Origin of the sequence: Desulfatibacillum alkenivorans DSM 16219 (assembly GCF_900142135.1) — a bacterium.
Lineage (GTDB): Bacteria > Desulfobacterota > Desulfobacteria > Desulfobacterales > Desulfatibacillaceae > Desulfatibacillum > Desulfatibacillum alkenivorans.
Window position 1 is genome coordinate 17,450 of sequence record NZ_FQZU01000035.1, and the last position, 24,601, is coordinate 42,050.

The 24,601-nt window shown below is 53.8% G+C and carries 21 protein-coding genes; 3 read left to right on the forward strand and 18 right to left on the reverse strand.

Going from position 1 to position 24,601, the window contains the following annotated elements:
• Positions 1-47: 47 nt before the first annotated feature.
• The 8 genes from BUE18_RS21180 to BUE18_RS21215 all read right to left on the reverse strand — a co-directional run bounded on the left by BUE18_RS21180 (position 48) and on the right by BUE18_RS21215 (position 8,967).
• A complete protein-coding gene (locus BUE18_RS21180) occupies positions 48-785 on the reverse strand; it encodes a TlyA family RNA methyltransferase (protein ID WP_073478181.1) in 738 nt (245 codons plus the stop codon).
• On the reverse strand, positions 778-2,673 hold the full coding sequence (gene dxs / locus BUE18_RS21185) for a 1-deoxy-D-xylulose-5-phosphate synthase (protein ID WP_073478182.1): 1,896 nt from the start codon (positions 2,671-2,673) through the stop codon (positions 778-780). Before dxs ends, BUE18_RS21180 begins: the two co-directional genes overlap by 8 nt.
• 56 nt (positions 2,674-2,729) lie before the next feature.
• On the reverse strand, positions 2,730-3,653 hold the full coding sequence (locus BUE18_RS21190; RefSeq protein ID WP_073478183.1) for a polyprenyl synthetase family protein: 924 nt from the start codon (positions 3,651-3,653) through the stop codon (positions 2,730-2,732).
• A 36-nt stretch (positions 3,654-3,689) separates the two neighbouring features.
• Positions 3,690-3,917: an exodeoxyribonuclease VII small subunit gene (gene xseB, locus BUE18_RS21195; protein WP_073478184.1), complete on the reverse strand. Its 228-nt coding sequence runs from the start codon at positions 3,915-3,917 to the stop codon at positions 3,690-3,692.
• A complete protein-coding gene (gene xseA, locus BUE18_RS21200) occupies positions 3,914-5,275 on the reverse strand; it encodes an exodeoxyribonuclease VII large subunit (protein ID WP_073478185.1) in 1,362 nt (453 codons plus the stop codon). The genes xseB and xseA overlap by 4 nt, the downstream gene beginning before the upstream one ends.
• A gap of 131 nt (positions 5,276-5,406) precedes the next feature.
• On the reverse strand, positions 5,407-5,892 hold the full coding sequence (locus BUE18_RS21205; protein ID WP_073478186.1) for a hypothetical protein: 486 nt from the start codon (positions 5,890-5,892) through the stop codon (positions 5,407-5,409).
• Positions 5,893-5,982: 90 nt separating this feature from the next.
• Positions 5,983-7,209, reverse strand: coding sequence for a glycosyltransferase family 9 protein (locus BUE18_RS21210; RefSeq protein ID WP_073478187.1), 1,227 nt, complete (start codon positions 7,207-7,209; stop codon positions 5,983-5,985).
• Positions 7,210-7,212: 3 nt separating this feature from the next.
• Positions 7,213-8,967: a tetratricopeptide repeat protein gene (locus BUE18_RS21215; protein WP_073478188.1), complete on the reverse strand. Its 1,755-nt coding sequence runs from the start codon at positions 8,965-8,967 to the stop codon at positions 7,213-7,215.
• Between the two features lie 208 nt (positions 8,968-9,175).
• On the opposite strand from BUE18_RS21215, the gene BUE18_RS21220 reads away from it, so the two are divergent.
• Entirely contained in the window at positions 9,176-10,618 is a 1,443-nt protein-coding gene (locus tag BUE18_RS21220; RefSeq protein WP_170868428.1) for a hypothetical protein, read from the forward strand.
• A gap of 6 nt (positions 10,619-10,624) precedes the next feature.
• Here the strand turns inward: BUE18_RS21220 and BUE18_RS21225 are convergent, their stop codons facing one another.
• The 5 genes from BUE18_RS21225 to BUE18_RS21245 form a co-directional block, all read right to left on the reverse strand.
• Complete coding sequence (locus BUE18_RS21225; RefSeq protein WP_073478190.1) at positions 10,625-12,259, reverse strand: ArnT family glycosyltransferase; 1,635 nt, start codon at positions 12,257-12,259, stop codon at positions 10,625-10,627.
• Positions 12,260-12,266: 7 nt separating this feature from the next.
• On the reverse strand, positions 12,267-12,965 hold the full coding sequence (locus BUE18_RS21230) for a glycosyltransferase family 2 protein (RefSeq protein ID WP_028314154.1): 699 nt from the start codon (positions 12,963-12,965) through the stop codon (positions 12,267-12,269).
• Between the two features lie 148 nt (positions 12,966-13,113).
• Positions 13,114-14,124, reverse strand: coding sequence for a 3-oxoacyl-ACP synthase III (locus tag BUE18_RS21235; RefSeq protein ID WP_073478191.1), 1,011 nt, complete (start codon positions 14,122-14,124; stop codon positions 13,114-13,116).
• 64 nt (positions 14,125-14,188) lie between these two features.
• Complete coding sequence (locus BUE18_RS21240; RefSeq protein ID WP_073478192.1) at positions 14,189-14,782, reverse strand: NAD(P)H-dependent oxidoreductase; 594 nt, start codon at positions 14,780-14,782, stop codon at positions 14,189-14,191.
• Entirely contained in the window at positions 14,783-16,153 is a 1,371-nt protein-coding gene (locus BUE18_RS21245) for a class II fumarate hydratase (protein WP_073478193.1), read from the reverse strand.
• Positions 16,154-16,316: 163 nt separating this feature from the next.
• Here BUE18_RS21245 and BUE18_RS21250 point away from each other — a divergent pair, with 163 nt between their 5' ends.
• Entirely contained in the window at positions 16,317-17,444 is a 1,128-nt protein-coding gene (locus BUE18_RS21250; RefSeq protein WP_073478194.1) for a trans-sulfuration enzyme family protein, read from the forward strand.
• A gap of 377 nt (positions 17,445-17,821) precedes the next feature.
• Here the strand turns inward: BUE18_RS21250 and BUE18_RS21255 are convergent, their stop codons facing one another.
• The 5 genes from BUE18_RS21255 to BUE18_RS21275 all read right to left on the reverse strand — a co-directional run bounded on the left by BUE18_RS21255 (position 17,822) and on the right by BUE18_RS21275 (position 22,939).
• On the reverse strand, positions 17,822-18,397 hold the full coding sequence (locus tag BUE18_RS21255; protein ID WP_073478195.1) for a MarR family winged helix-turn-helix transcriptional regulator: 576 nt from the start codon (positions 18,395-18,397) through the stop codon (positions 17,822-17,824).
• On the reverse strand, positions 18,397-18,717 hold the full coding sequence (locus BUE18_RS21260) for a hypothetical protein (RefSeq protein WP_073478196.1): 321 nt from the start codon (positions 18,715-18,717) through the stop codon (positions 18,397-18,399). The genes BUE18_RS21255 and BUE18_RS21260 overlap by 1 nt, the downstream gene beginning before the upstream one ends.
• A 502-nt stretch (positions 18,718-19,219) precedes the next feature.
• Positions 19,220-20,521, reverse strand: a complete 1,302-nt coding sequence (hisD, locus tag BUE18_RS21265) for a histidinol dehydrogenase (protein WP_073478197.1) — start codon at positions 20,519-20,521, stop codon at positions 19,220-19,222.
• Between the two features lie 36 nt (positions 20,522-20,557).
• A complete protein-coding gene (xerD, locus tag BUE18_RS21270; protein ID WP_073478198.1) occupies positions 20,558-21,454 on the reverse strand; it encodes a site-specific tyrosine recombinase XerD in 897 nt (298 codons plus the stop codon).
• 213 nt (positions 21,455-21,667) lie between these two features.
• Positions 21,668-22,939, reverse strand: coding sequence for an acyl-CoA dehydrogenase family protein (locus tag BUE18_RS21275; RefSeq protein ID WP_073478199.1), 1,272 nt, complete (start codon positions 22,937-22,939; stop codon positions 21,668-21,670).
• Positions 22,940-23,552: 613 nt separating this feature from the next.
• Here BUE18_RS21275 and mdh point away from each other — a divergent pair.
• Entirely contained in the window at positions 23,553-24,482 is a 930-nt protein-coding gene (gene mdh / locus BUE18_RS21285) for a malate dehydrogenase (RefSeq protein ID WP_012609962.1), read from the forward strand.
• Positions 24,483-24,601 lie beyond the last annotated feature (119 nt).

The window sequence follows — 24,601 nt, forward strand, 5'->3', positions numbered from 1 at the left end:
GGCGCAAGTTGTGTCAAAAAAACAATGAAACGCCCCGCATTAAAAAGCTATGCGCGAGTGAGGAGGAAAAAGAATTCTTTGTTGCCTTTGGGGCCGAGAATAGGGGAGGGCGCCGGGCCAATGCATTCCAGGCCAAGCCCTTTGAAAAAGGCCTCCATGTCCTCCAAAACCTTGGCGTGTTTGACGGGATCCTTAACCACGCCGTTTTTGCCCACTTCGCCCTTGCCCACCTCAAACTGAGGCTTGACCATGGGGATGATGCGGCAATGCTGCGCCATGAGCTCCAGGAGCACAGGGATTACGATTTTAAGGGATATAAAGGATACATCGATGACCGCCAGTTCCGGCTTCCAGGGGAGGTCCTCGGGGACCGTATGGCGGATGTTGGTCCGCTCCAGGACCACAACCCGGTCGTCCTGGCGGAGCTTCCAGGCGAACTGGCCGTATCCCACGTCCACGGCGATGACCCGGGAGGCGCCGCGTTGAAGCAGGCAGTCGGTGAACCCGCCCGTGGAGGCGCCTACGTCAATGCAGTCCAGGCCTTCCACGGAAAGGCCAAGTTGTTCCAGGGCGCCTTCCAGCTTTAACCCGCCCCGGCTGACATAGGGCATGTCCTGGCCCCGCACCGTGATGTTTGCTTCGGGCGAGATCATGGCGCCGGCCTTATCCTGGGGAACGTCGTCCACCAAAACCTGACCGGACAAAATCAAGGCCTGGGCGCGCGTCCGGGAGGGCGCCAGGCCTAATTCGGTTATCATCGTGTCGAGGCGTTGCTTTTTAGCCATTGGATTTCAAAGGGAAATCGTTCAGTAGTTTTCCTGCAGCATCAACAATGCCCTGGGAATCCACGCCGTATTTGGCGCGCAGAATTCCGGGGGCGCCGTGCTCCACAAACTGATCGGGCAGGCCCACCCGAAAGACGCGTACGCCCGTGACGCCGGCTTCCTGGATCGCCTCAAGCACTGCGCTGCCGAATCCGCCCATGAGGGCGTTGTCCTCCGCCGTGATCACCCGGGGAGTTTTTTTGACGGCCTCGGCGATGGTTTCCATGTCCAGGGGTTTGATAAAACGGCAGTTAATGACTCCGGCGGAAACGCCCTTTTCGGCCAGTTTCTCCCGGGCGTCCAGGGCTTCGCAGACCATCCGGCCCACGGCCAGGATAACCACGTCTTCGCCTTCGTGCAGCACTTCGGCCTTGCCGACGGGCAGCAGGCTGGGCTTTTCGGACAAAGGCGCCCCCACCGCCTGCCCCCGGGGGTAGCGGATGGCCGTAGGCCCGTTGTGGTTGACCGCCGTATACAGCATGTTGCGGAGTTCGTCTTCATCTTTGGGCGCCATGATGGTCAGATTGGGGATGCAGCGCAAAAAGGACAGGTCAAAGGCGCCGTGATGGGTGGGGCCGTCCTCGCCCACCAGGCCGCCCCGGTCCATGGCGAAGCACACGGGCAGGTTTTCCAGGCACACGTCGTGCAAAACCTGATCAAAGGCCCGCTGCAAAAAGGTGGAATAAATAGCCACCACCGGGTGAAAGCCCTCGGCGGCAAGGCCAGCGGCAAAGGTCACGCCGTGCTGTTCGGCAATGCCCACGTCAAAAAATCGGGTGGGAAACTCGTCGTGAAAACTGGTCAGGCCGGTGCCTTCAGGCATGGCGGCGGTGACGGCCACAATCCTGTCGTTCTCCCGGGCGAATTCCACGATGGCGTCCCCGAAAACATTGGTGTAAGAGGGCGCTTTGGCGCCGGAAATCTTGCAGCAGTTTCCGGTAGCCACTTCAAAGGAGCCCACGCCATGAAAATAGGTCGGGTTTTTTTCCGCAGGCTCGTAGCCCTTGCCTTTGACCGTCGTGGTATGGAAAAGGATCGGCGTGCCGGCATTTTTCACGTTTTCCAGGGTTTTTATCAGATGATCCAGCCTGTGGCCGTTAATGGGGCCTATGTACTGGAACTCAAAGGCTTCAAACAGCATGCCCGGCGTGACAAACGCCTTGAAGGACTCCTCCATCTTCTTGAAAAACTTGTAAATATTCGGCGTGGAACTGAGGATGCCCTTAAACTCGGTGCGCCAGTCCATAAAGGTTTTGGCGGTGAGTTTTCGAGACAAAAAATTGGACAAGGCGCCTACATTGGGGGAAATGGACATTTCGTTGTCGTTCAGAACCACGATGAGGTCTTTTTTTAAGTCCCCCGTGTGGTTCAGGCCTTCGTAGGCCAGTCCGGCGGTCATGGAGCCGTCGCCGATGACGGAAATGACCTTGGAGCAATCCCCGTTTAGGCACTTGCCTGTTGCTATGCCGGCGCCAGCGGATATGGACGTGCTGGAGTGGCCCACGGTAAAGGCGTCGTAAGGGCTTTCACTCATACGGGCGAAGCCGGAGAGGCCTCCGTGAGTGCGCAGGGTGTGAAATCGGTCGGCGCGGCCGGTAAGGATTTTATGGGTGTAAGACTGATGCCCCACGTCCCAGATGATTTTATCTTTGGGAAGATCGAACACATAATGCAGGGCGATGGTCAGTTCCACCGTCCCAAGGCTGGGGGCCAGATGTCCGCCTGTCCTGGAAACCGTTTCTATGATTAACTCCCTGACTTCCTTTGCCAATTCAGGCAGCTCCTCCATGGGGAGCTTCTTAAGGTCGCCGGGGGATTTTATATCTTTAAGGTATTTTGTTTCGCCCATTCACAAAAAGTCCCTGAAACCGCTCTGCGCCGATAAAAACTCAAAGGGCAGGGGAGTTAGCGGCTTCGCGTAAGTATATAAGTTGCTATGGAACGCAACGGATCACATTTGTTATCAAAGGAAACAATGGCTTGCAAGGCTTTGTTGATCAGGCGTTCGGCAAAATCCCGGGCGCCGTCCAAGCCCATGAGCGCCGGATAGGTGCTTTTACCAAGCTCCGCGTCCGTTCCCACGGCCTTGCCCATGACTTTGGGGTCTCCAACCACATTAAGGATATCGTCTATCACCTGGAAAGCCAGGCCCACATTTTTGGCGTAGACGTCCAGGGACGCGATTTGCTCCGGGGTTCCACCGCCCAGATAAGCGCCTGAAAATACCGAAACCTCTATCATGGCCCCGGTTTTATTATTGTGGACGCTTTCCAATTCCTCACGGGTCAAAGACTTGCTTTCTCCTTCGATATCAAGCATTTGACCAAGGATCATGCCGTTGCAGCCGGCGGCGTGACTGATGCGGGCGATGATGGTCAGGACTTTTTCCGCAGGCAATAGGCCGTCGTCTGCTGCGTGGGAAAGGATTTCAAAGGCGCTGGTCAAAAGTCCGTCGCCGGCGAGAATGGCGGTGGCCTCGTCAAAAGCCTTGTGACAGGTAGGGGTTCCCCGGCGATAATCATCGTCGTCCAAGGCTGGGAGATCGTCGTGGATCAGGGAATAGGTGTGGATAAACTCCAAGGCTGCGGCCACGTCCATAACGAGATCTTTGTCACCGCCTACAGCTTCGGCGGCGGTCATGCAGAGAATAGGGCGCAGACGCTTTCCTCCGGCGAACAGGGAGTGGCGCATGGCTTGGGTGACCCGGCTTTCTGCAGGATACCGGGCGATGCGTTTTTCCATGGCGGCCGCAACCAATTGGCCGTATTCGGTAAGAAAGGCTTTTAAGTCAAAGGAATTCAAATCAGATTGCAAGCTTGGTTCCGTCATTTTATCTTCTTGCCCGGATTCGGCCGGGATAGGGCGTTATTCTGTTCCAAACGGGGCTTCCCTCAGGTTTCCTTCGGAATCCTGCAGTATAAGGGTAACCTTTTTTTCCACTTCGTCCAGCTTTTTGGAGCAAAATTCGTATAATTTCATACCTTCTTCAAATTTGGCCAGGGCGGTTTCCAGAGGAAGGTCCCCTTTTTCCATTTGAGACACGATTTGCTCCAACTCTTGGGCGGCTGATTCAAACGTTGCGTTTTTTTTCATGATTTGGTTCCTTTTTCAATGCTTTTTATTTGGGCGGCGGCCTTGCCGGAAGCCAGAGTGATTTCCACCTCGTCTCCAGGGCTTAAATCGTCGGCGTTTCGAACGATTTCCAGGCCGGGAGTCTTTCGGGTAATGCTGTATCCCCGTTCCAGGATGGCGGAGGGGTTGAGGGCTTCCAGGCTGGCCCGGGCCTGTTTTAGGGCTGCCTTATCGGCTCGTATTTGTTGCTGCATTGCGCCTGTCATTTGCCGGAACTGAAATTCAAGCAATACTTTAAAATTTGGGGTTTTATGCAATGGCGACAACTTGTTAAGCTTGTATAACGCCGTCGAAAGATTGTTCCGGTTCTCCACAAAACCCCGTTTGGTCAGGGTGATTATGCGTTGCTGATAATCGTCCAGACGCAAACGCCAGTCATCCACCTGTCTCCGGGGAGGGGGCAGCCTCTTCTTGAAATTCACAAGGTTGTCGCGTTCTTTTCGCAGCATTAAAACGAACGCGCCCTTTAACCGGGCCGCATATTCCTTTAATAAAAGCTCAAGACCCTGATACTCCGGCAAGACGATTTCAGCAGCGGCGCTGGGTGTGGGAGCCCGTCTGTCGGCTGTATAATCCGCGATGGTGTAATCGGTTTCATGACCGACCGCAGAAATTACAGGAATGGCGCTGGCGAATATAGCGCGGGCGACTTCCTCGGAGTTGAATGGGGCTAAGTCCTCCAAGGAGCCGCCTCCCCGAGCAAGAATAATGACATCAACCTGATATTGCTGATTAATCAGGTCTATAGATCGTACAATTTGTGCAGCAGAGTCGGCGCCTTGAACTTTGACCGGCCATACCTGGACATGGACTTTGGGAAATCGGTAGCTTAAAACACGCAGAATATCGTGAATCACAGCGCCGGTTGGGCTTGTAACGACTGCTATGATCTGGGGGAGGTAAGGCAACGATTTCTTATGGTCTTCTGCAAACAGGCCTTCGTCAGACAATTTGGCCTTTAGCTGTTCAAAAGCAAGGGCCAGAGCGCCCATGCCGGCAGGTTCCATATGCTCTACAAGAACCTGGTACGCACCCTGGGGTTCATACACCGCAACCCGTCCCAGGCAAACTACGCTCATGCCGTCTTCCAGTTCAAACTTAAGGTTTTTGGCATGCCCCTTGAACATAACGCTCCGAATTTGCGCGCGATCGTCCTTTAAGGTGAAATAACAGTGCCCGGAGGATGGAATGCGGAGGTTGGAAATTTCGCCGGTCACCCAGACAAAGGGCAAGGCTTCTTCCAGCACGCTTTTAATAATGGCGGTTAATTGAGAGACGGTATGGATGCGTCTTTTTTGTGTGTGTTGGGCTGGGTTCATTGGGTCTGTGTAGAACACGCTCCTTATATGTCGTATTGACCAAACGGAAACCAAAATCCGCTATGTCCGATAATATATATTATGTAAACTTTGAAATCCGTGCAAAAAATCGCCGCCTAAAGGCGCCCATTTCACGCCTGCCCCCCTGACTCTAAATTAGGGTCTGAATCATCCGGAGTTTCGACTTCAGAAGCCAATTCGGAAGTCTCTTCCTGGCTCGCCTGGTTCTCTTCGGCTTCGCCGGAATCCGAATTATCCAGGTCCAGGGCCTCAATCAAAGCCTCGATGCGGTGGTCTTCTTCAACGGCGTGGACGGTTTCGGCATCTTCCTGCTTTTGACTGTGTTCCGCCCTTTTACGGTGTTTGGCAAGGAGATCACGGATTTGCGGAACCAGAAAAACGCCGTTGGTGTCCATGAGGCACAGGCAGTCGGCAAGCACCTCAATCTTGTCGCCCTGGTTCAGTTTTTTATCAAGGATGAATCGCTCTTCTCCGCGCACGGTGCACAGCCCGCTGCGCACATGGATGCCCGGAGATTTCAGCACCTGTTCAGTGACTTTGATCCCGATTTTTTCGGCAAGTTCCTTTAAACCCGCCAGGATTTTATCGGATTGCATAGGCAAACCAGTAATTTAAAGGTTAATGGTTTTGAGACCTCTGATTATTGCCAGCTAAGCCGGTTTTTGTCAATCAGGAGCGCCCTGCCCTTATTCCTCGTTAACGGCCAGGGTTTCTTGCAGAAGCCCGAATACCATTTCCGGTGTAATTACTTGCAAACACACATTATCCGTACAAGGAGTCTTGCGATGGTTTGCGGCGCTGACGCATGGCGAACAGGCAAGCCCTGCAAAGATGGGAATGCAATTTCCCAATGATCCGTACAACGCCGGCGTTTCCGGCCCGAAAATCACGTGCGTGGGCATGGGCGTTACGGCGGCGAAATGCGCCGGGCCGGAGTCGTTGGTGAGCATGAGCGTCGCTAGGCAGTATAGGACGGGCAGCTCGGTCAACTGGCATTGACCGGCGAAATTGATGCAGCGGTCATGCCCTACCCTGGCCTTGAGTTCGTCCGCCTCCTCTTTTTCCGAGGGATCTCCGGTGATGAGAACCAAAACGTCTTCGTGGGCCTTCAGGATCATTTTCATGACCGACACGAAGTTTTCGGGCATCCACCGCCTTTGAGGAAGCAATTCCCCTGCGTTGGGGTTGATGAGCACAATCCTGTGCGCCTCGGGGTCGTAGTCCGGATGCAAAGCCTTAATGGCTTTTCGCATGGAGTCTAATGCCTGGGGCTTGGGCGTCACTGCTTCCAGGCGGATTTCCTCGTCCTTTATCAGGGTTTTGGAAAACGGAACCTCTTCCTGGTTCGCCGTTATTAAAGAGTTTACCAGCGCGATGAAATTTTTGGATATGTGAATGTGGGGATTGTAAGCGGTTTTATGGGTGATCATGTCGCCGCGGTAAAGCCCTTCCGTATGAAAGCTATGGTATCCCACAATCCTGTCTGCGCCGCACATGCCGGAAAGCAAGGCCGTAATGCGGGAGAATAACTCCAGGTCAATGACCGTGTCGATATTGTTTTTCCTGGTCCAGAGGAGAAAGCGCAGGCAATCCTTGGTAAGCTCCCAAAATGGGCCGCTTTTGATGCCGAACACGTTTTCTTTGGGGACGGTGTTGAGAATTTCCAGGCTTTTTTGATTGCGCTCGAAAATAGCAAAAAAGACGTTGGCGCCCAGACCGTCCCTGGCTTTTTTCATGGCCGGATCCGCCAGGATGACGCTGCCCATTTCGGACAATTCAATAAACAGGACGTTTTTCACCTGCTTGCGGCGCACAGGCATGACGAACCTAAGGCATTTGATGATCAGAGTCATGACAAAACAAAGAGGGACGCCGGCATAGCGGTCGATTTTTCGCATTCTATCAACGTTCATGGTTCATCCTGTTTTGATTGCATTGAAAAAAATAAGGTTTTCCGCCTTTGTATCACTGGATTCCGGCCTCGGTAAAGTCAGGAGAATATTTTCCGCTATATCGGGGCTCTCCGGATATAGCTCTCCCGCCAGTTCAAAAAGGGTGCGAGCGGTTTTGTAGTCTTTGATTTTCCAGCATAAGACGGCATAATTATTTAATATTTTTGGATTGAACAAATCAAGGGCAAGGGCTTTTCCCATCCATAAAAGACTTTGGGAATAATCCTCGGTGCGAGCCAGGTTTACGGCGTAATTATAATAACTTACGGCCTTGAATTGATCCTCCGGCCTGACCAAAAAGCGCAGGTTTTGGGCAGGATGCTCATTCCGCATGCTCAAAATGCTGCTGCACAGGTTTCTTACCGCAACAGCGTGATCGGGCTTCAATGTAAAAGCCCGATGGTAGAACATGAGTCCCTGGGTCGTCCCGTGCATATACTGGGAGGCGAGGTTGTTGTATGACATCGCGCTGTTGGGATTGGCTTTAATAGCCTGAATATAAAGATTTTCATTGCCGTCCCACGTCCGCACTTGCAGGTTGACGAGCAGGCCCAGGGCCAGCAAGACGGCCCCAGCCACTCCTTTGACTATGGCATGCGGTTGCCGGGCTATTATTAGGGCTGCGATCAGGGAAACTCCCGCCATGGAAAAATACATGTACCGGTCCGCCACCGTGGAGATGGTCTGAAATACAAAGGGGGAAAGCCCGGAAACCGGACCGAATCCTGCGATGAAAATCAGCGCTCCCGCAAGATAAGGCCTTGCTTTTTTTCCTAATATAAGCAGGCCTCCGGCGATGACAGCCGGGATGATCCAGGCAAAATAGCCCCACCCCGTATTTAGGACGTTTTGGGGCGTCCTTCCGTAATCGATCCCCAAAGGCGCCGGATAGGCCGTCTTGGCCATATAATGGGCGATGGCGTCTCCGTAGATTAAAATGCGCTCTCCCATGCTTGATACAAATTGATGGGAGTACGGAGGCTGAACGCTTTTGGTGATTATCAAAAACGGAATAATGACCAAAAACCAAGGCGCGGCTTCCTTGATGCTTTTTTTGCACCCCCAATCAAGGACTAACAGATTGATAATAAAAATGAATACCGGAGCAACCACCGCCGTTGGCTTGGACAAGAGGGCCAGGACAAAAAGCAGGAAAGCGCCTGCAGCTGCGCCAATGGGCAAAGCCCCGTTTTTTTTCGGGTTAAGTTTGTACGCATAGTATATGTTCATGGCCCCCACGGAAAAAGCGAAGGCCATCAAGGTTTTAAGCTCCGTGATATAGGAGGCCGCTTCCGCCTGGACGGGATGAAGGGCGAAAAGCAAAGCGCCTATTGCGGCGGCCGGTTTGTTTTTCACCAGTTTTTCAAGCAGCAAATATAGCAGCAGCCCGTTAATCAGGTGGAAAAACAGATTGACGACATGGAACAGCCACGGGCTTAACGGCCCTCCTCCGTCATGAAGCCCCAAAGCCTGGCCGGCCATAGCTATAAGGCTCCAGGCCGAATAAACCACCGGGATGTACATGTTCAAGTAAGGTTCGGTCCAGTAGCGAATGATTCCGTTCAAGTCCGGAGAGGTCGCCCGGGGATTTTGCAGCAGATTCAACTCATCGTCCCAGAGAAAGGAATGGTTGGCCAACAACGGGGAGAATGCGGCCAGGATAATGCCGCTAATAATGAGAAGCGCTAAAATTCCTTCCGCCCGGTTGTTATTATTCAATGATCAACCCTTTTTCAAAAGAGGTAAGTCGTGATATAGAACCGACTATATTTCTCTGAATCAACCCTAACCTTTTATTGCAAACGCCGCAACCATGGAAAATCAATTGAACTCTGTATCCCCCAATTCCCCTCAGTGGTCAAGGCTGTTAACAGGCGCCGCCTGGTTTCTGGCGATTGCAAACGCTTTGTGGGCGTTTTCCCTTATTATGGCTGATCCGGACCTTTGGGGGCATTTGAGATTCGGCCAGGCCCTTGTGGAGAACGGCAGCCTGCACGCGACGGATCCTTTTTCCCTGACGGCTTTCGGACATATTTGGATTAATCACGAATGGCTGACCGAATTGGTTTTTTGGGTCGCCTACGCCAATTTCGGCGATGCAGGCCTGTTACTGGGCAAGTTGCTTATCGGCCTTTGCATTGTTTTTATGCTCATCAAAACTTGCCGTGACCAGCCGATTATTGCGGCGGCTCTGGTGGTTTCCCTGGCCGCCTTCGCAGCCGCTCCCGGGTTTAACGTGCGGCCCCAAGTGTTTTCATTTTTCTTTTACACCGTTTTTATCGTTGTTTTGAGGGAATTTTTTTCAGGCGGTAAAAACCTCCTGTTTTTACTGCCGATTTCCACAGTGATTTGGGTGCAGTTGCACGGGGGCTTTTTGATGGGCGTGGTGGTCCTGGGACTGGCCGCGGGCTGGGCGACCCTGATGCAATGGGTTTCAGGCAAAAAAGAGTTTTCGTTAAAAAGTCTTTGGTTTTGGACCCTCCTCACCTTTGCCGCGCCCCTTGTAAATCCCTACGGATACAAACTGCTTTTGTTTTTTTCCCAGACGCTTTCCGTCCCCCGGGCCATCAGTGAATGGGAGCCCCTGCCGTTGATGGATTTTTCCCATTGGCAGGCCAAGCTGCTTATGGCCATGTTTTTTGCCGCCGTATGCCTGAAGCCGGAAAAAATCCGCAAATGGGAGGCGGTGGTCGTTTTTTTCACTATATACGCCTCCCTGAAGCATGTACGGCACTTGCCCTTTTTCGCCATTACTGTCGCCCCGTGGCTTGTGGACTGGATCGGCGAAGCGGTCGCTGGATTTAAAAAGAAGCATCCTGAAACCGTCATGACCCTTCCGACCATCGGCGTCATCGCCGCAGCCTTTTTCGCCGCGGGCGCCGTTCAATGCTACAAGACCGTGGACCTGTACAAAACCACAAACCTGCGGATCGTAGTAGATCAGGACTTCTACCCGGTTCACGCGGTCAGATACATGAAGGCCAATAATTTAACAGGCGGGCTGATTTTACCCTTTGACTGGGGCGAATTCGCCATGTGGCACTTGTATCCGAATATGCTGGTTTCCATAGACGGCAGGTTCCGGACCTGCTACCCGGAGCAGGTTATTCAGGATCATATGCTGGCTTTTGCCCTTCCCTGGCAAGAATGGCGCCGGCTGGACAAGTACAAAGGCGACGTCCTTTTAACGCCGAACACCAAATTTTTTCAAAAACTTGCGGCGCTCAACAAAGGCTGGAAAATCATCCATGCGGATTCAACTGCGATTTTATTCCTGCGGGATAACGAGCACAATCAACCTGTTTTAGCCAGATTTCGCGGGCCGGGATTCGTAAAGCCGGACTTGACCGATATCCAGTTTTTTCCCTGATCGCATTCAGGAAGCAGCCCCCACTTGCAACACGGCGTCTTCCTTATTTTGAAAAAGGACGGGATTCTGCGCCAGAAACTGGCCGAGGATTTCTTTGCCCCGGGCTTCTCCAAACTCATTAACTATATGATTAATGAAAAGATTGGTTTGGACGAGCAGATGGGTCGCCCCGTAGGAGTGCAGCCTGCCCGAGGAGGATTTTCCCTCCATCATGTCCTGGATGGCCAGGTCAATCTCCCGAACCCCGCCCATGTTTTTATGAAAATATCGCCTGTCCAAGTAGTATCCGCGCCGGCCCATAAATACAAGCATCACAACGGCGTCTTGAGGCAGGGAATCATTGATGAATTCCACCGCCTTGTACTCCCTGACGCGCTTTTCCAAAAAATCAGCCCTGGACTCCCGGCCCGTCACGTAGGGCATTGGGTCGGCCTTGGCGAAATAGGCGGTCAGATACCGGGCGTTGACGCCCAAACCTAAAACTGCAACCAGCACGGGCAGCCAGACAAGCGCTTGGGCGGATTTTCCGTTAAAGTGTTCGGATAAGGCGTTTTGGAGATAGGCCAGGCCCATGGCGGTCATGACGGCCAAAAAAGGGATGGTGCAGATTATATAGCGAATTCTCGGCGCGGTTTTTAAAAAGGCCATAATAATGTACAAAAGGCAAAAAAGCCCCATGAACGCGACTTGCTTCCTATGTTTTTTCCATCCAAAAGCAAAAGGCGCTGCTAACAGGAGCAAGGGATTCAGCACTCCGTCAAAAAATTGGGGCGTGTCATCCTGGCCGCTGAAAAACATACGAATGGGTATCAATAGGTATTCCAGCAACCCTTCCCCGAAAAGCTGTTTCCTGAGCAGGAAAATGCTGATGTCCTCCCCGGCCTTGTCGTTTGCAAACAGGGGATACGCCGATCCTCCGGGAGAAAACAGCGGATACAAAGGATTGCCGACCTGGATGTAATTCTTAATATACCAAGGGCTTACCACAATAAGAGCACACAGGAAAAAAAGCCCGCCCCACCAGACGGCCTTCCACTGGGCCTGCTCGGCGTCCCTTGCTGCAAAATACACCACCAGCAGGCACATCAGGCCCCAGGCCAGTATGCCGTTGGGTTTGGTTCCCACGGCAAGGCCCATGCACACGCCCGCCAGGATAAGCCAACCATTCACGCCGTACCCTTGCTCCATCCATTTGAATAGGGCGAGCACGCAAGCGCAGACGAAAAAGGCCAGCCCAAGGTCCACATAGGCTATGGTCTGGAGCTTCAGGACGGCCGGGACGGTAAGATAAAACAACGCGCCGAAGGCGGCCCACGGCTTGGAGATTTTCGTCCGTAAATACAGAAAGATAATCAGGCCCGTAGCCAGGGCGAAGGAAAGATGGACGAATTTAGGCGCAATATCCGACTTGAAGACTAAGGAAAGGTAGTACAGGATCTGCAAATTCATGGGATGGTAGGAAAAGTCGGCCCAAGGGATTTCACAGATTCCGCCGGAATTAAGCCAGATTTTGGGGACGGCCATGTGGTGCACCAGGGCGTCCCTGGTGTAGGGGGGAGTTGCGCAAAGCAACAAGACAGGCGCCAGGTAAAGAATAAAGCCCAGTCCAAGAAATATGAAGGCCGCCCTGTTTTTGGTCATGGCTCGGTTATTTTTCTATCAGGTTGTACTTAAGAATGCACCAGATGGCGCGAAAGCCGTCTCTCCAGCCGATTTTCTTGCCTTCCGAATAGGTGCGGCCCGCGTAGGAAATGCCCACCTCATAAATCCGGCATCCCATCCTGGACACCTTGGCCGTGATTTCCGGCTCAAATCCAAAGCGATTTTCGCAAACGGTCAGTTGGGAGATCACGTCCTTGGTAAAGACCTTGTAGCAGACTTCCATGTCTGTAAGGTTAAGATTGGTGAACATGTTGGAAAGAAGGGTCAGAAACTTGTTGCCCACGGAATGCCAGAAATACAAGACCCTATGGGACTCCCCTCCGGCGAACCGGGAGCCGTACACCACGTCGGCCTTGCCCCTGATGATGGGCTTTAAAAGTTTGGGATACTCGTTGGGGTCGTATTCCAGATCCGCGTCCTGGATGATGATGATGTCGCCCGTGGCCGCTTTGAATCCCGTACGCAAAGCGGCGCCCTTGCCTTGATTGACCTCGTGGAACTGGACCTTGATTCCCAGTTCATCGCTCAGCTTTTTCAGGAGATCGGTCGTCCCGTCCGTGGAGCAATCGTCCACGGCCACAATTTCCTTTTCTATGTCTTCCAATTCCACGGCGAGAACTGCGTCCAGGATTTCCCTGAGGGTTTCCAATTCATTGTACACGGGGATGACAACCGAGAGTTTCATATCTTTCCTGCTCCAACTAACGAAGGCGTTTCATGTTCTGTTTTTGTTTTTATTGAGTTGGATTTTTGGGCGACCCGTGCGGGGATTGATTCCAACCGAGTAATGAATAGCATCTTTATTCGGTTTTATGCAAACATTCCCTGAAAAATCACCATGTGAGGCTCATCATAGAGCAATTCAAACCGCTCCCGATGCCCAACAAAGCCACATGATCTCCCGTCTTAACCCTTCCCACTTCCTCGGCCATGGCCAGGGTGATGGGGATGGCCGCCGGGCCTATGTTTCCCAGCAAGGGGTAGTTTAAATACATTTTATCCTGATTTAGCCCCAGGCTTCGGCACAAAACCCTTGTGTTTCGGGCGCTGACCTGATGGGGGATGTATGCGTCTATGGTTTCGTCGGTCCAGTTTTCCAGGCTTTGGGCCGCCTTCTCCCAGGTGCGGCCGGCCAGTTCCACGCCGTATTTCATCACGCTGGGGGCGTCGGCAACCATGGAGTCCTTCTGGCCCAGGCACAACCGGCAATGCTGGGTGGCCGCCATACTGACTCCGCCGTTAATCACATGGCTTGTGGTCGCCAGATCCTCCCTGCATAAGATCATGGCCGCCGCTCCGGACCCCAAGGTCAGTGTGGCGAAGTTCTCCCGAAAGGCTTCGGCGCCGGTTTCGGGGTTTTTCAGGCGTGCTATGGTGGCTTCGATGGGCTCGCGCGAGCTTTCGCCGTTGATGATCATGCCGTAATCAATAGCGCCTGAACGGATCATGAGAGACACGGTTTCCATGCCGTTGATGAAGCCAAGGCAGGCGTTGCAAACATCGAAGTTCAGGCATTCGGGCGGCAACCCCAGGGCGCCGTGCACCATGCTGGCCACGGAAGGCTCCACGTAATCTTTGCAAACGGAGGTGCTGATAAGGCAGCCGATGTCTCGAGGGCTTATCCCGGCGTTGTCCAGGGCTTTTTGGGCGGCGCGGGCTGCTGCGTCGCTTACCAGGGTTTCGGGTTCCCACAATCGTCTTTCCCGAATGCCGGTGAGCCCTTCAATGATTTTCCGGGGCATGTTCAGGCGCTCCATGGTGGAGTGCAGTTGATCCTCGATGGCCCTGGAAGAAAGGCGGATGGGCGGCAGTTCGTAGGCCAGGGCCTGGATGGCGGTTTTCATGGATAGTTTGGGTTCCTGGGTATCTTAAGCGTTGGTTTATATAAATACAATCAATTATTTGGTATTATTTATTAAAAGCTGACTTAATAAGCTGCTTGACCTCCGCCAGCCAACCCCGCCTTTCGTCCTCGGTGGACGTGCATACAACCCGAAACATCCGGCGATGAAAAAACTCCACCCCGCACAAGCCGAAAATGCACTCCCGCCATAATATGTCCAGGGGATCGCCAAAGAGCTCATCCTCACGCTGGCCCGGTGTATTGGACGTATTAAGCACCACCGCGGTCTGCGCTTTTAAAAGGCCTACGGGCACGCCTTCGCCGCCGTCCCCTTCCAGAAAACGGTAGGCCACCTCGGGCCGAACCACCCTGTCCACCCAACCCTTTAAAATGGCCGGCGGCTGGCCCCACCAGTTGGGATGCACGATGACGATGCCCTCGGCCAAAGCCAGCTCCCAACAATGGGAGTCGATTTCGGGGGGCAGCTTGGCGTCGGACGGGATTTCCTCAGCAGGCAAAAGCGGGTTAAACCCCTCTTCGTACAAATCATGAAAAAACACCTTATGGCCGCTGAGCTCCAATTGGTCCACCACGGTCTGGGCAATGGCGTGATTGAAGCTGTTTTTATCCGGATGAGCTAATAAGACGAGAATTTTCATTTATAATCCTTCCAAAAGATCTTTCCATTCTCTGGCGGAAAGCAGGCCTTTTTCCATGGCCAACTCCCGGACGGTTTTTCCTGATTCATGGGCCTCGCGGGCCAACTCGGCGGCTTGATCGTACCCCATGTCCGGAACTAGCAAAGTGGCGAGCCCCGTGCTCTGGTCAAGCATGTCCCGGCATCGGATTTCGTCCGCCTCCAGCCCGTCTATGCATTTTTCCGCAAAAGCCCGCGAGGAGGAAGCCAGCAACTTGATGCTTTCCAACACGCACTGGGCCAGAACGGGGATCATGGTGTTCAACTCCAAACTGCCCATGTGGCCGCACACAGCGGCCGTTGCGTCGTTGCCGATCACCCTGGCCCCTACCTGGAGGACGGATTCGGGAAGGACCGGGTTGACCTTGCCCGGCATAAAGGACGAGCCGGGCTGAAGCGCGGGCAAACGGATCTCCCCTATTCCGCAACGCGGTCCGCTGGCCATCAGACGGATGTCCGAGGCGATTTTCATGAGCCCGACGGCCAGGGTTTTCAAGACCCCGGAAAGCTCCACAAGGCCGTCCCTTGCGCCCATGGCCTCAAAACGGCTTTTGGCCAGGGAGAATGGCAGCCCGGTTTCCTTGACCAGTTTACGCACCACCCTTCGAGCCACATCCGGATGGGCGTTCAGGCCCGTGCCTACGCCGGTTCCGCCCAAGGCGAGCTCGCCGAGCCTGGAATATACGCCCTGGATTCTCTCCATGCCCAGTTCCACTTGTCTGGCGTAACCTCCAAACTCCTGGCCCATACGAACCGGCAGGGCGTCCATAAAATGGGTTCTGCCCGTCTTGAGGACCGGCTGCAAGGCTTTCGCCTGTTTTTCCAGGCTGGCGTGCAGAATTTTCAACGCCGGCAGCAGATCGTCATCCAGGCTCATAAGGCAGGCGATGTGCACCGCCGACGGAACCACGTCATTGGAGGATTGCCCCAGATTAACGTGATCGTTGGGATGCACCGGATGCTTTCCGCCCCTCTTGCCGGTAAGGATCTCATTGGCGCGGCCCGCCAGCACCTCGTTCACGTTCATGTTGGATGAGGTGCCCGACCCGGTCTGGTACACATCCACCGGGAACTGATCGTTCATGGCGCCGGATTCCAGCTCTTGGGCCGCCTGGACGATGGCCTCAGCGATTTCCGCGGGCAGCAGGTCCAGGTATTGGTGGACGCCGGCGGCCAGACGCTTGATCCTGACCATGGCCAAAATCACAGCATGAGGAAAAAGCGTGGAACTGATGGGAAAGTTTTCCACGGCTCTTTGGGTTTGAGAGCCGTAATAGGCGTCCTCGGCCACCCAAACAGGCCCCAGGCTGTCTTCTTCCCTTCGCTTGTTCATGGCGGTTTCCGTCTCCGGATTGATAGGCTTCTGATAGATCCTTATACATTATTTGACAAAAATGGTCCATAAGGTCAATGGAATATGCAACTTAACCGTTTTGAAAATGTTCTGGACAAAAAATCAGCGCCGGGTGTATTGCTCACATAAAAGGAGATTCGTTATGAAAAAGGAAACCCAGTGCGTGCAGGCAGGAACTCTACAGGATAATCAATACCAGGGATTGAACAGCCCTTTATACGCCTCCACGGCCTATGGATATATGGATAAAGAAGAGGTTTGCTACCCCAGGTATTTCACCACGCCCAATCAAGGGGCTGTCGTAAAAAAAGTCTGCGCCCTGGAAGGCGCGGAAGACGGTTTGCTCTTCAGCTCGGGCATGGCCGCCATCAGCACAACGATCCTGGCCCATACCAGGCTGGGGGATCACATAATCCTGCTGGACGACCTGTACGGCGGCACCCACTCCATGGCCACCGCCGACTTTGAGCGCCTGGGCCTGGAATACGATTTCGTCGCCACAAGCCCGGAAGCGATCATGGCCGCCAAAAAGCCCAACACAACCATGGTGATCATCGAGACCCCCACCAATCCCCTGATGAACATCCTGGACATCCAGGCCACGGCGGATTGGGCCAGGGAAAATGGCGTAACTTCTCTCATGGACAACACATTCGGAACCAGTATCAACCAGGCTCCCCTGGCCCTGGGGATCGACATCGTAGTGCACAGCGGCACCAAATACATGGGAGGCCATAGCGACGTGTGCTGCGGATTCGCCCTGGCTTCCAAGGAAAAAATGCAGCCGATCCTGGACCTGGCCCGGCATCTGGGCGGCAGCCTGGACAGCTTTGCCGCCTATTTGCTGGAACGCAGCCTGAAAACCTTGGCCATCCGGGTGGAGCGGCAGTGCGAAAACGCCCAGGCCCTGGCCGAATTCCTGGAGGCGCATCCCAAGATCGTCAAGGTCAATTATCCGGGATTGCCCGGCTTTCCCGGCCATGACATCGCAAAGAAACAAATGAAGAGCTTCGGCGCCATGATGTCCTTTGAAGTGGACGAACCCATCGGGGACGTGGACGTCTTTTTAAGAAAACTCAAGGTGATCCAGCCGGCCGTGAGCCTGGGAGGCGTGGAGTCTTCCATCTGCTCCCCCAAGGAAACGTCCCACAAGCCCATGAGCGCGGAAGAACGCGCCCGGGTGGGCATTTCCGACTTCCTCCTGCGCCTGTCCATCGGCATCGAACACATCGACGATTTAAAGGAAGATATCGAACAGGCTTTGACTTAAAGAGAAAGGAAAAAATGCCTCCGGCGGGTCGCTTTTTGTAAAAAGCTCCGCAAAATCTTTTAAATGGCGCTTTGCGCACGGACTCAACAGGCCCACGAAAAACGTGACGTGCGGGTTATTATTTTTCAGGGAGGGTGGCCCAGGCAAGGCTTTTTTTGCCTGGGTTCGCAAGAACAAAAGGCGCGGCCAAAAATGCCTCCGGAAATCAACAAATTTCGGCGGGCGATAAGTATCAATCAAGGCCAATTGTTGTAGATTGCGGTATTCTGCCGACTCAATCAATCAGGCTTTAAAAAAATAGAGTTGAACATTTCAATGGCGCTTCGCTCGTGGGCATGGGTGGAAGCGCCATAACTTGTAGGACTCAAGAATGGCGTCTATTCGACGGATTGTTCATCCCTGCCGCCGCGTCCGCGAGGCCTTCGCCCCCTGCCCTTGCGGCTTCCTTCGTTAAAGCCTCTCCTCCCTCTGCCGTCTCTGCAGCGGCCGAATCCGGTGCGCCGACCCGGAGCCTCATCGCCCAGGGAGGCGATCATTTTTTCCAGGATATTCCTTAGCTGGCTGCGTTCTTCATCCTCCAGGCAGGTGAATACGCTTTCTGAATTCCTTCCCCCTCTGCTGCGGCCGGAAAAATCGGTTTTGGCTTTTTCCGTGGCTGAGACGATAAAGCTCCTTTTATCCTCCTCGTTGCGTTGGCGTACGATGAGTTCCTTCCGCTCCAACTTGGCCAGCATCTCGCTTAACGAAGAAGACCGGACGTCCAAAATTTCCAGCAATTCCCGCTGGTTGATAGGCCCTTTTTCCATGATGACGGAGAGGGCCCGGTTTTGGCCATGGCGGCGAAATCCGGAACGGTGATGATGGGACCTGCCCATCATGCGCGAAACCCGATGAAACAATTCCGCCAGATCTCCGCCGTTGACATGCGCTGCCTGTTCGTTTGTTTCGTTCATTATTGCACCCTTTCATCGGGGTTCATGGCCTTGAAATAGGCTTCCCCTTTTTTGCATCCGGGATCGTCAATAGGGCAATGATTCTTGCACAAAGGGCAAGTCGCCGTGTTGATCGCCATGTCCGGCGGGTCCATAACCTCAGCCTGTCTGATGAAGTCCGCCGGGGCCATGGCGTCCATGCAGGATAGACCGCGGCAGCCCAAATCTCTTATAAGGCGGGGCCTTCCGCCATGCCGATTCGACCCGAATCCATGATGGTGAATGTGCTTTCTGCGGCCTCTGCCTTCGCCGAAGCCATGTTCTCTTTTATGGTTAAACATTAAACATCTCTCCTTTCGTTGTCAGAGTTAATTAGGAAGGCGCCTTCCTTTTTCTGAAAACAATATAGGCATCCATGGGGAGACGTCAAGATAAAAAGGCGCCTTCCTAATTTTTTATATTAATAACGGATTTTTGGTGCTTGAATAAGGATATTATTTTTAAAAATTCGGCAAGGTTGGAAAGAATTTGCTTTGATTTTTGGGTTTGAATATTGTCACAGATTTGTGCTGCCCTGGTATGCACTCCCACGCACAGCATGGGAGCGCGCGTCAAATAACATTCTGAAATATTAAGAGTTATCGTTTAAAAGTTACTTATGGGCAGAAAAAGCCTTGCCTGGGCCACCCCAAACAAGAAATTAACCCGTCGCGTTTTTCTTGGGCCTGTTGAGTCCGTGCGCGAAGCGCAATTCAAAAGTTTTTGATCCAACTTTTTACAAAAAGTTGGCCGCCGGAGGCGCAGTTTTGCAGTTTTTCTTTTCGCTCTTTCGTTTTTTCGCCCCTATTTTTTCAGTCTCGCCTTGACGGATTCGGCGTGGGCGGTGAGGCCTTCCACCTCGGCCAGGCGGATGATGTCCTCGGCTTCCGCGTCGAAGGTCTCCTTGGAATAGTGCAGGAGGCTGATTTTCTTGAGGAAGTTATCCACATTTAAAGCAGAGGAGAAACGTCCCGTGCCTTGGGTGGGCAGCACGTGATTGGGCCCTGCCACGTAGTCTCCCACGGGTTCGGGAGTGTACTGTCCCAGGAACATGGCGCCTGCGTGCTTGATTTTCGGAAAGTATGCGAAAGGATCTTCCACCAGGAGTTCCAAATGCTCCGGGGCGATGGCGTTGGACAGGTCCGCGGCGACGTCCAGGTCTTCCACCACAAAGGCCACGCAGTTTTTCTGCACCGATGCTTCCGCGATTTCCCGGCGGGAGAGCTTGGCCACCCGTTCGGCCAGGGCTTTTTTGGCGTTGAGGGCGATCTTCCTTTTTGTGGTCACCAGGATGGAGCTTGCCATGGGGTCGTGTTCGGCCTGTGAAAGAAGGTCGGCTGCTATGCAATCGGGGTCGGCGGTGTGGTCCGCAATGACCAGGACCTCGCTGGGGCCTGCGATCATGTCGATGCCCACGGTTCCAGCCACCAGGCTTTTGGCGATGGTCACGTAAATATTGCCGGGGCCTACAATGACGTCCACAGCCTTGATGGTTTCGGTTCCGAAAGCCATGGCTGCAACGGCCCAGGCGCTGCCGATTTTATAGATCTCGTCGATCCCCGTAAGACGGGCCGCGGCCAAAAGATAGGGATGCACGGTTCCGTCGGCCCTGGGAGGCGTAACCATGATTACCCGCTCCACGCCGGCGATCTTTGCGGGAACCCCGCCCATGATGACGGAGGAGACCAAAGGCGTGCTTCCGCCCTGCCCTCCCGGCACATAGACGCCCGCCGCGTCCACAGGCCGAATCATCTGGCCTAAAACCGTGCCCGGCCTGTCCGTGGTGATCCAGGACTTGGGAAGCTGCCTCCGATGAAAATCCGCCACATTGCGATGAGACCGTTCCATGGCTTTTTGAAACTCGGGGTCCACCTGAGCCAGGGCGTCCTGCATTTCCTGGTCGGTCACCCGCATGGATTCCACGGTCATGCCGCCGGCGTCAAAGCGGTTGGAGTAGTCCACCACCGCCTGGTCGCCGTTTTTCCGCACGTCTTCCAAAATTTTGGATACGGCTTTTACGTCCTTGACCCGGAACGAGACGCCCCGGTCCACCATGGACTTAAACCGTTTTTCCGCAGCCTGGGAAGGATACTGGTAGATTTTCATATTCGTCCTCGCAAATAAAATTTGACCCGGCGCTTATCAATGCCGGGGATGATAGCGTTCGTGAATTTCAATCAATCGCTCTCTTGCCACGTGTGTGTATATCTGGGTGGTGGAAATGTCAACGTGCCCAAGCATTTCCTGGACCACCCGCAGGTCGGCGCCGCCTTCCAGCAAATGACTGGCGAAGGAATGCCGCAAGGTGTGCGGGGTGATATTCTTGGCGATTCCGGCCTTTAAGGCGTATTTTTTCAACAATTTCCAAAAGGCCTGACGGGTCATGGGGCGCCCTCCTCTGACCACGAACAAAAACTCGCCCGGCTTGCCTTTCAACAGGATGGGCCGGTCGTTATCCATGTAGGTTTTTATCTTTTCCCTGGCCTGCCTGCCCATGGGGACGATGCGCTCCTTGGCCCCCTTTCCCATAACCCGGACGAATCCCGCGTCCAGATGAATGTCCTGCACCTTTACATGGATCAACTCCGACACCCGCAGGCCCGAAGCGTAGGCAAGCTCCATCATGGCCCTGTCCCGCGCGCCCAGAATGTCCATCTCGTTGGGCGCCTCCAGCAATTGCTCGATCTCCTCCACGGAAATCACGTCCGGCAGATGCATGCCGGTTTTGGGCAGATCCACCAGCTTGGCGGGATTATGTTTGATGATCTTTTCCTGTTCCAAAAAGGAAAACAAGCCCCGGATAGCCACCAGATGCCGCGCCCTTGTACGAGCGCCCAGGCCCTGGGCGCGAAGTTCGATCAAATGCTGGAGAATGTCTGGAGTGTCCGCTTTGGTCAAATCGTCAATCTTTCTCTCCTGGAGAAAGTCGGTGAAAACGCCCAGGTCCTTTCCGTAGGCCTCCAGGGTGTTTTGAGCCAGGCCTTTTTCCACCAATAGATAATTCATGTATTGGTCGACCAGGATGTGGGATGCGGACATGGCGGCGCCTTTGCTGGGATATCTTCGGGCGGATGGACGAGGCCATCTATATTGCGGCGCCCGTATGCATTCCCACGCAAAGCATGGGAACGAGAAATTCGGATTGGGAGGATTGTATCTTAATCTTTAAAATGTGGCAATTACAGGTTGGATTATCTGGATGTTTTAAATGTAGCAGAGGGGCTGCCGGCACGGCAGCCCCTCTGCTACATTTCATTCCAAACCCGGGCCGAAAACCTTGATCATGTCGTCGTCGGTCAGGCAGCGTTCGGAATCGTCCGGCTGCATGGCGTCATCCTCCATCTTGCGGCGGTTGTAGTCGGGAGAAAGCACCTCATTGTAGTATTCGTGCTGAATCATGAGGTTCATAATTTCCGTGGTTCCGGTCCAGATCATACCCAAGCGGGTGTCCCGGACCGCTCGTTCTATGGGGTAGACGTCCGTATAGCCGATTCCGCCCATGATTTGCATGGCGTCGTTGACCACGTCCCAGGCGGACTCGGTGGCGAAGCGCTTGGCTTCGGAAACGATTCGGCGCATGTTGGGATAGTTCTCGTCCACGGCTTTGGCCGCCATGTATGTCAAGCCGCGTGCTGCGTCCAGCTTTGTAATGGACTCGGCCACCCGAAAGCTGATTCCCTGGTACTTGCGGATTTCCTTGCCGAAGGTGCGGCGTTTGTCCGAATACCGCACGGCCAAATCCAGGGCGCCCCAAACGCCCAGGCATCCGGCGGCGGAGGTGAGCCGTTCGGGGATCATCATTTGATGAAAACACAAGGCGCCGCCATGCAACTGGCCCACCAGGTTATCCTTGGGAACTTTCACGTCCCGAAAAACCAGCCTGCCCGTGCCGCCGCCACGGCATCCCATGAGGCCGAAGAGGTATTCGGTTTCCACGCCCGGCCCTTTCTCCACGATAAACAGGCTCAGGCGGCTGTATTTGTGGGCCTCGGGATCGAAATTCGTCCTGGCGTAAACCAGAAAAAAGTCCGCGCCGTCCGCCCCCACCACAAAGCGCTTCATGCCGTTTAACAGGAAATAATCCCCCTTGTCGTCAGCGCGGGTCATGGCGCCGAAAAAATCCGATCCTCCACGAGGCTCCGTAAGGGCTTCGGCCGCCACCAAACTCCCCTCGATATAGGGCTTCAGAAATTTTTGCTTTTGCTCCTCCGTGCCGAACTTGTTCAAAGCCTCCCCCACAATGGACGGCATAACGAACGCGCAGCCCAAGGCCATGCCCAGGCAGCCGATTTCCTCGGTGGCCGCCACGTCCGCAACCCAGGACATGCCCCGCCCGCCGTATTTCTTGGGAAAACGAATGCCCCTGAGCCCTCTTTCAGCCAGCTTTTCCACAAACTCCCGGGGATAGACGATTTCGTCCTTATCCAGCCTTCTCAGGAAGTCGCCGGAGACCTCCTCGCGCACGAATTCCCTGGTTTCCTTTTTTAGTTCCTGTTCTTCGGGGGTGAGTAAGAAGTCATACATAAGCGCCTCCTTCAGTATATTAATCTTAAAGTTAACTTTAAGCGCCCGGCGCGACGAAATGGGCGACGCTTCAATGGCCCCATTGGGCGCCCCGGTTAAAAAGACTGCTATGTAACTGGCTGGAAGATTAAAAAAGACCTGTTCGCCGGAATACCGGTTTTGAGTCCGGCGGTCTGACGATGGAAACAAGAATACCTTTTCGACGGCATGATATCAAGGCATTTTACGGTTTCATCGCATTTTAAAAAGATCCATCCCGCCTGCGTTTCACTTGATTCCCTTTTGCCAAGGTTTTGTTCCTTTTTTTTTCTTGCCATAAGGGCTTGGGGTTCTGTTTATTTGGATAAGGAAGAAGAGGACGGCATTTTACGGGAATCGTTAAATTGCTTTCCCGTATTTGGTTGACATTCCCCGGAAGCTGTGATTAATGGGAAGGGTTTTCTCCATCATTTGATGGAAAGGGGCTTTCCGTTGAGCAAGTGGACGAATTGATCCTGTTTGACAGCCTCATATTGCTCCGCAAAGCATTGGTACAAGAAGGCTTTGGCTTGTTACTAATATAAATTGACCTGGCAACAATAAATCATGGACCGCAACATTAAAGGAGCTTAACATGGACAAGAAAGTAACCGTGATTGGCGGCGGAAACGTTGGTGCTACCGCAGCTCAACGGCTGTGTGAAAAAGAACTGGCCGACGTGGTGTTGATCGACATTATGGAAGGCATGCCCCAGGGCAAGGCGCTGGATTTGACCGAAGCGGCGCCCATCGAAAAGCACGACGCCTCCGTAACGGGCGCCAACTCCTATGAAATGTCCGCCGATTCCGACGTGGTGATCATCACCGCCGGCATTCCCAGGAAGCCGGGCATGAGCCGGGACGACCTTCTGAGCACCAATATGGGGATCATGCGCCAGGTGACCGAGCAAGTGGCCAAATACAGCCCCAACGCCAAAATCATCGTGGTGAGCAACCCGCTGGACGCCATGTGCCACGTGGCTTATGAAGCTTCCGGATTCCCCAAGGAACGCGTCATGGGCATGGCAGGCGTTTTGGACTCCGCCCGTTTTCGCGCTTTCATCGCCATGGAACTGAACGTATCCGTGGAAAACACCCACGCCTTTGTGCTGGGCGGACACGGCGACACCATGGTTCCCCTGCCCCGGTACTCCACCGTGGCCGGCATTCCCATCACCGAATTGATGCCCCAGGATCGCATTGAGGCCCTGTGCAAACGCACGGCCACGGGCGGCGCTGAAATCGTGTCTCTGCTCAAAACCGGATCGGCCTACTATGCTCCTGCATCCGCCGCCGTTGAAATGGCCGAAGCCATTTTAAAGGACAAGAAAAAAATCCTGCCTTGCGCAGCCATGCTGAGCGGCCAATACGGCATCAACGACCTGTTCATCGGCGTGCCCGTCAAACTGGGCGCCGCCGGCATTGAAGAAATCGTGGAAATCAAGCTCACCGAGGACGAAGACAAGGCCCTGAAGCATTCCGCAGCGGCCGTCCAGGAATTGGTGGACACCATGAAAAAGCTGTAATCTTTTCGAAAATAGTCCGTAAAAACAAAACGGGGAGGACGAATGTCCTCCCCGTTTTGTTTTCGCTCCGTAGGTCTGTTTTCTTCTTTTTTGAGTTCGAGCGAGTGATTGTCTTCCAA

What these genes read in the sequence shown, in the direction of transcription:
- BUE18_RS21180 (WP_073478181.1), bottom strand. Translation starts at nt 785, where the DNA reads ATGGCTAAAAAGCAACGCCTCGACACGATGATAACCGAATTAGGCCTG.
- dxs (WP_073478182.1), bottom strand. Translation starts at nt 2,673, where the DNA reads ATGGGCGAAACAAAATACCTTAAAGATATAAAATCCCCCGGCGACCTT.
- BUE18_RS21190 (WP_073478183.1), bottom strand. Translation starts at nt 3,653, where the DNA reads ATGACGGAACCAAGCTTGCAATCTGATTTGAATTCCTTTGACTTAAAA.
- xseB (WP_073478184.1), bottom strand. Translation starts at nt 3,917, where the DNA reads ATGAAAAAAAACGCAACGTTTGAATCAGCCGCCCAAGAGTTGGAGCAA.
- xseA (WP_073478185.1), bottom strand. Translation starts at nt 5,275, where the DNA reads ATGAACCCAGCCCAACACACACAAAAAAGACGCATCCATACCGTCTCT.
- BUE18_RS21205 (WP_073478186.1), bottom strand. Translation starts at nt 5,892, where the DNA reads ATGCAATCCGATAAAATCCTGGCGGGTTTAAAGGAACTTGCCGAAAAA.
- BUE18_RS21210 (WP_073478187.1), bottom strand. Translation starts at nt 7,209, where the DNA reads ATGAACGTTGATAGAATGCGAAAAATCGACCGCTATGCCGGCGTCCCT.
- BUE18_RS21220 (WP_170868428.1), top strand. Translation starts at nt 9,176, where the DNA reads ATGGCTGATCCGGACCTTTGGGGGCATTTGAGATTCGGCCAGGCCCTT.
- BUE18_RS21225 (WP_073478190.1), bottom strand. Translation starts at nt 12,259, where the DNA reads ATGACCAAAAACAGGGCGGCCTTCATATTTCTTGGACTGGGCTTTATT.
- BUE18_RS21230 (WP_028314154.1), bottom strand. Translation starts at nt 12,965, where the DNA reads ATGAAACTCTCGGTTGTCATCCCCGTGTACAATGAATTGGAAACCCTC.
- BUE18_RS21235 (WP_073478191.1), bottom strand. Translation starts at nt 14,124, where the DNA reads ATGAAAACCGCCATCCAGGCCCTGGCCTACGAACTGCCGCCCATCCGC.
- BUE18_RS21240 (WP_073478192.1), bottom strand. Translation starts at nt 14,782, where the DNA reads ATGAAAATTCTCGTCTTATTAGCTCATCCGGATAAAAACAGCTTCAAT.
- BUE18_RS21245 (WP_073478193.1), bottom strand. Translation starts at nt 16,153, where the DNA reads ATGAACAAGCGAAGGGAAGAAGACAGCCTGGGGCCTGTTTGGGTGGCC.
- BUE18_RS21250 (WP_073478194.1), top strand. Translation starts at nt 16,317, where the DNA reads ATGAAAAAGGAAACCCAGTGCGTGCAGGCAGGAACTCTACAGGATAAT.
- BUE18_RS21255 (WP_073478195.1), bottom strand. Translation starts at nt 18,397, where the DNA reads ATGAACGAAACAAACGAACAGGCAGCGCATGTCAACGGCGGAGATCTG.
- BUE18_RS21260 (WP_073478196.1), bottom strand. Translation starts at nt 18,717, where the DNA reads ATGTTTAACCATAAAAGAGAACATGGCTTCGGCGAAGGCAGAGGCCGC.
- hisD (WP_073478197.1), bottom strand. Translation starts at nt 20,521, where the DNA reads ATGAAAATCTACCAGTATCCTTCCCAGGCTGCGGAAAAACGGTTTAAG.
- xerD (WP_073478198.1), bottom strand. Translation starts at nt 21,454, where the DNA reads ATGTCCGCATCCCACATCCTGGTCGACCAATACATGAATTATCTATTG.
- BUE18_RS21275 (WP_073478199.1), bottom strand. Translation starts at nt 22,939, where the DNA reads ATGTATGACTTCTTACTCACCCCCGAAGAACAGGAACTAAAAAAGGAA.
- mdh (WP_012609962.1), top strand. Translation starts at nt 23,553, where the DNA reads ATGGACAAGAAAGTAACCGTGATTGGCGGCGGAAACGTTGGTGCTACC.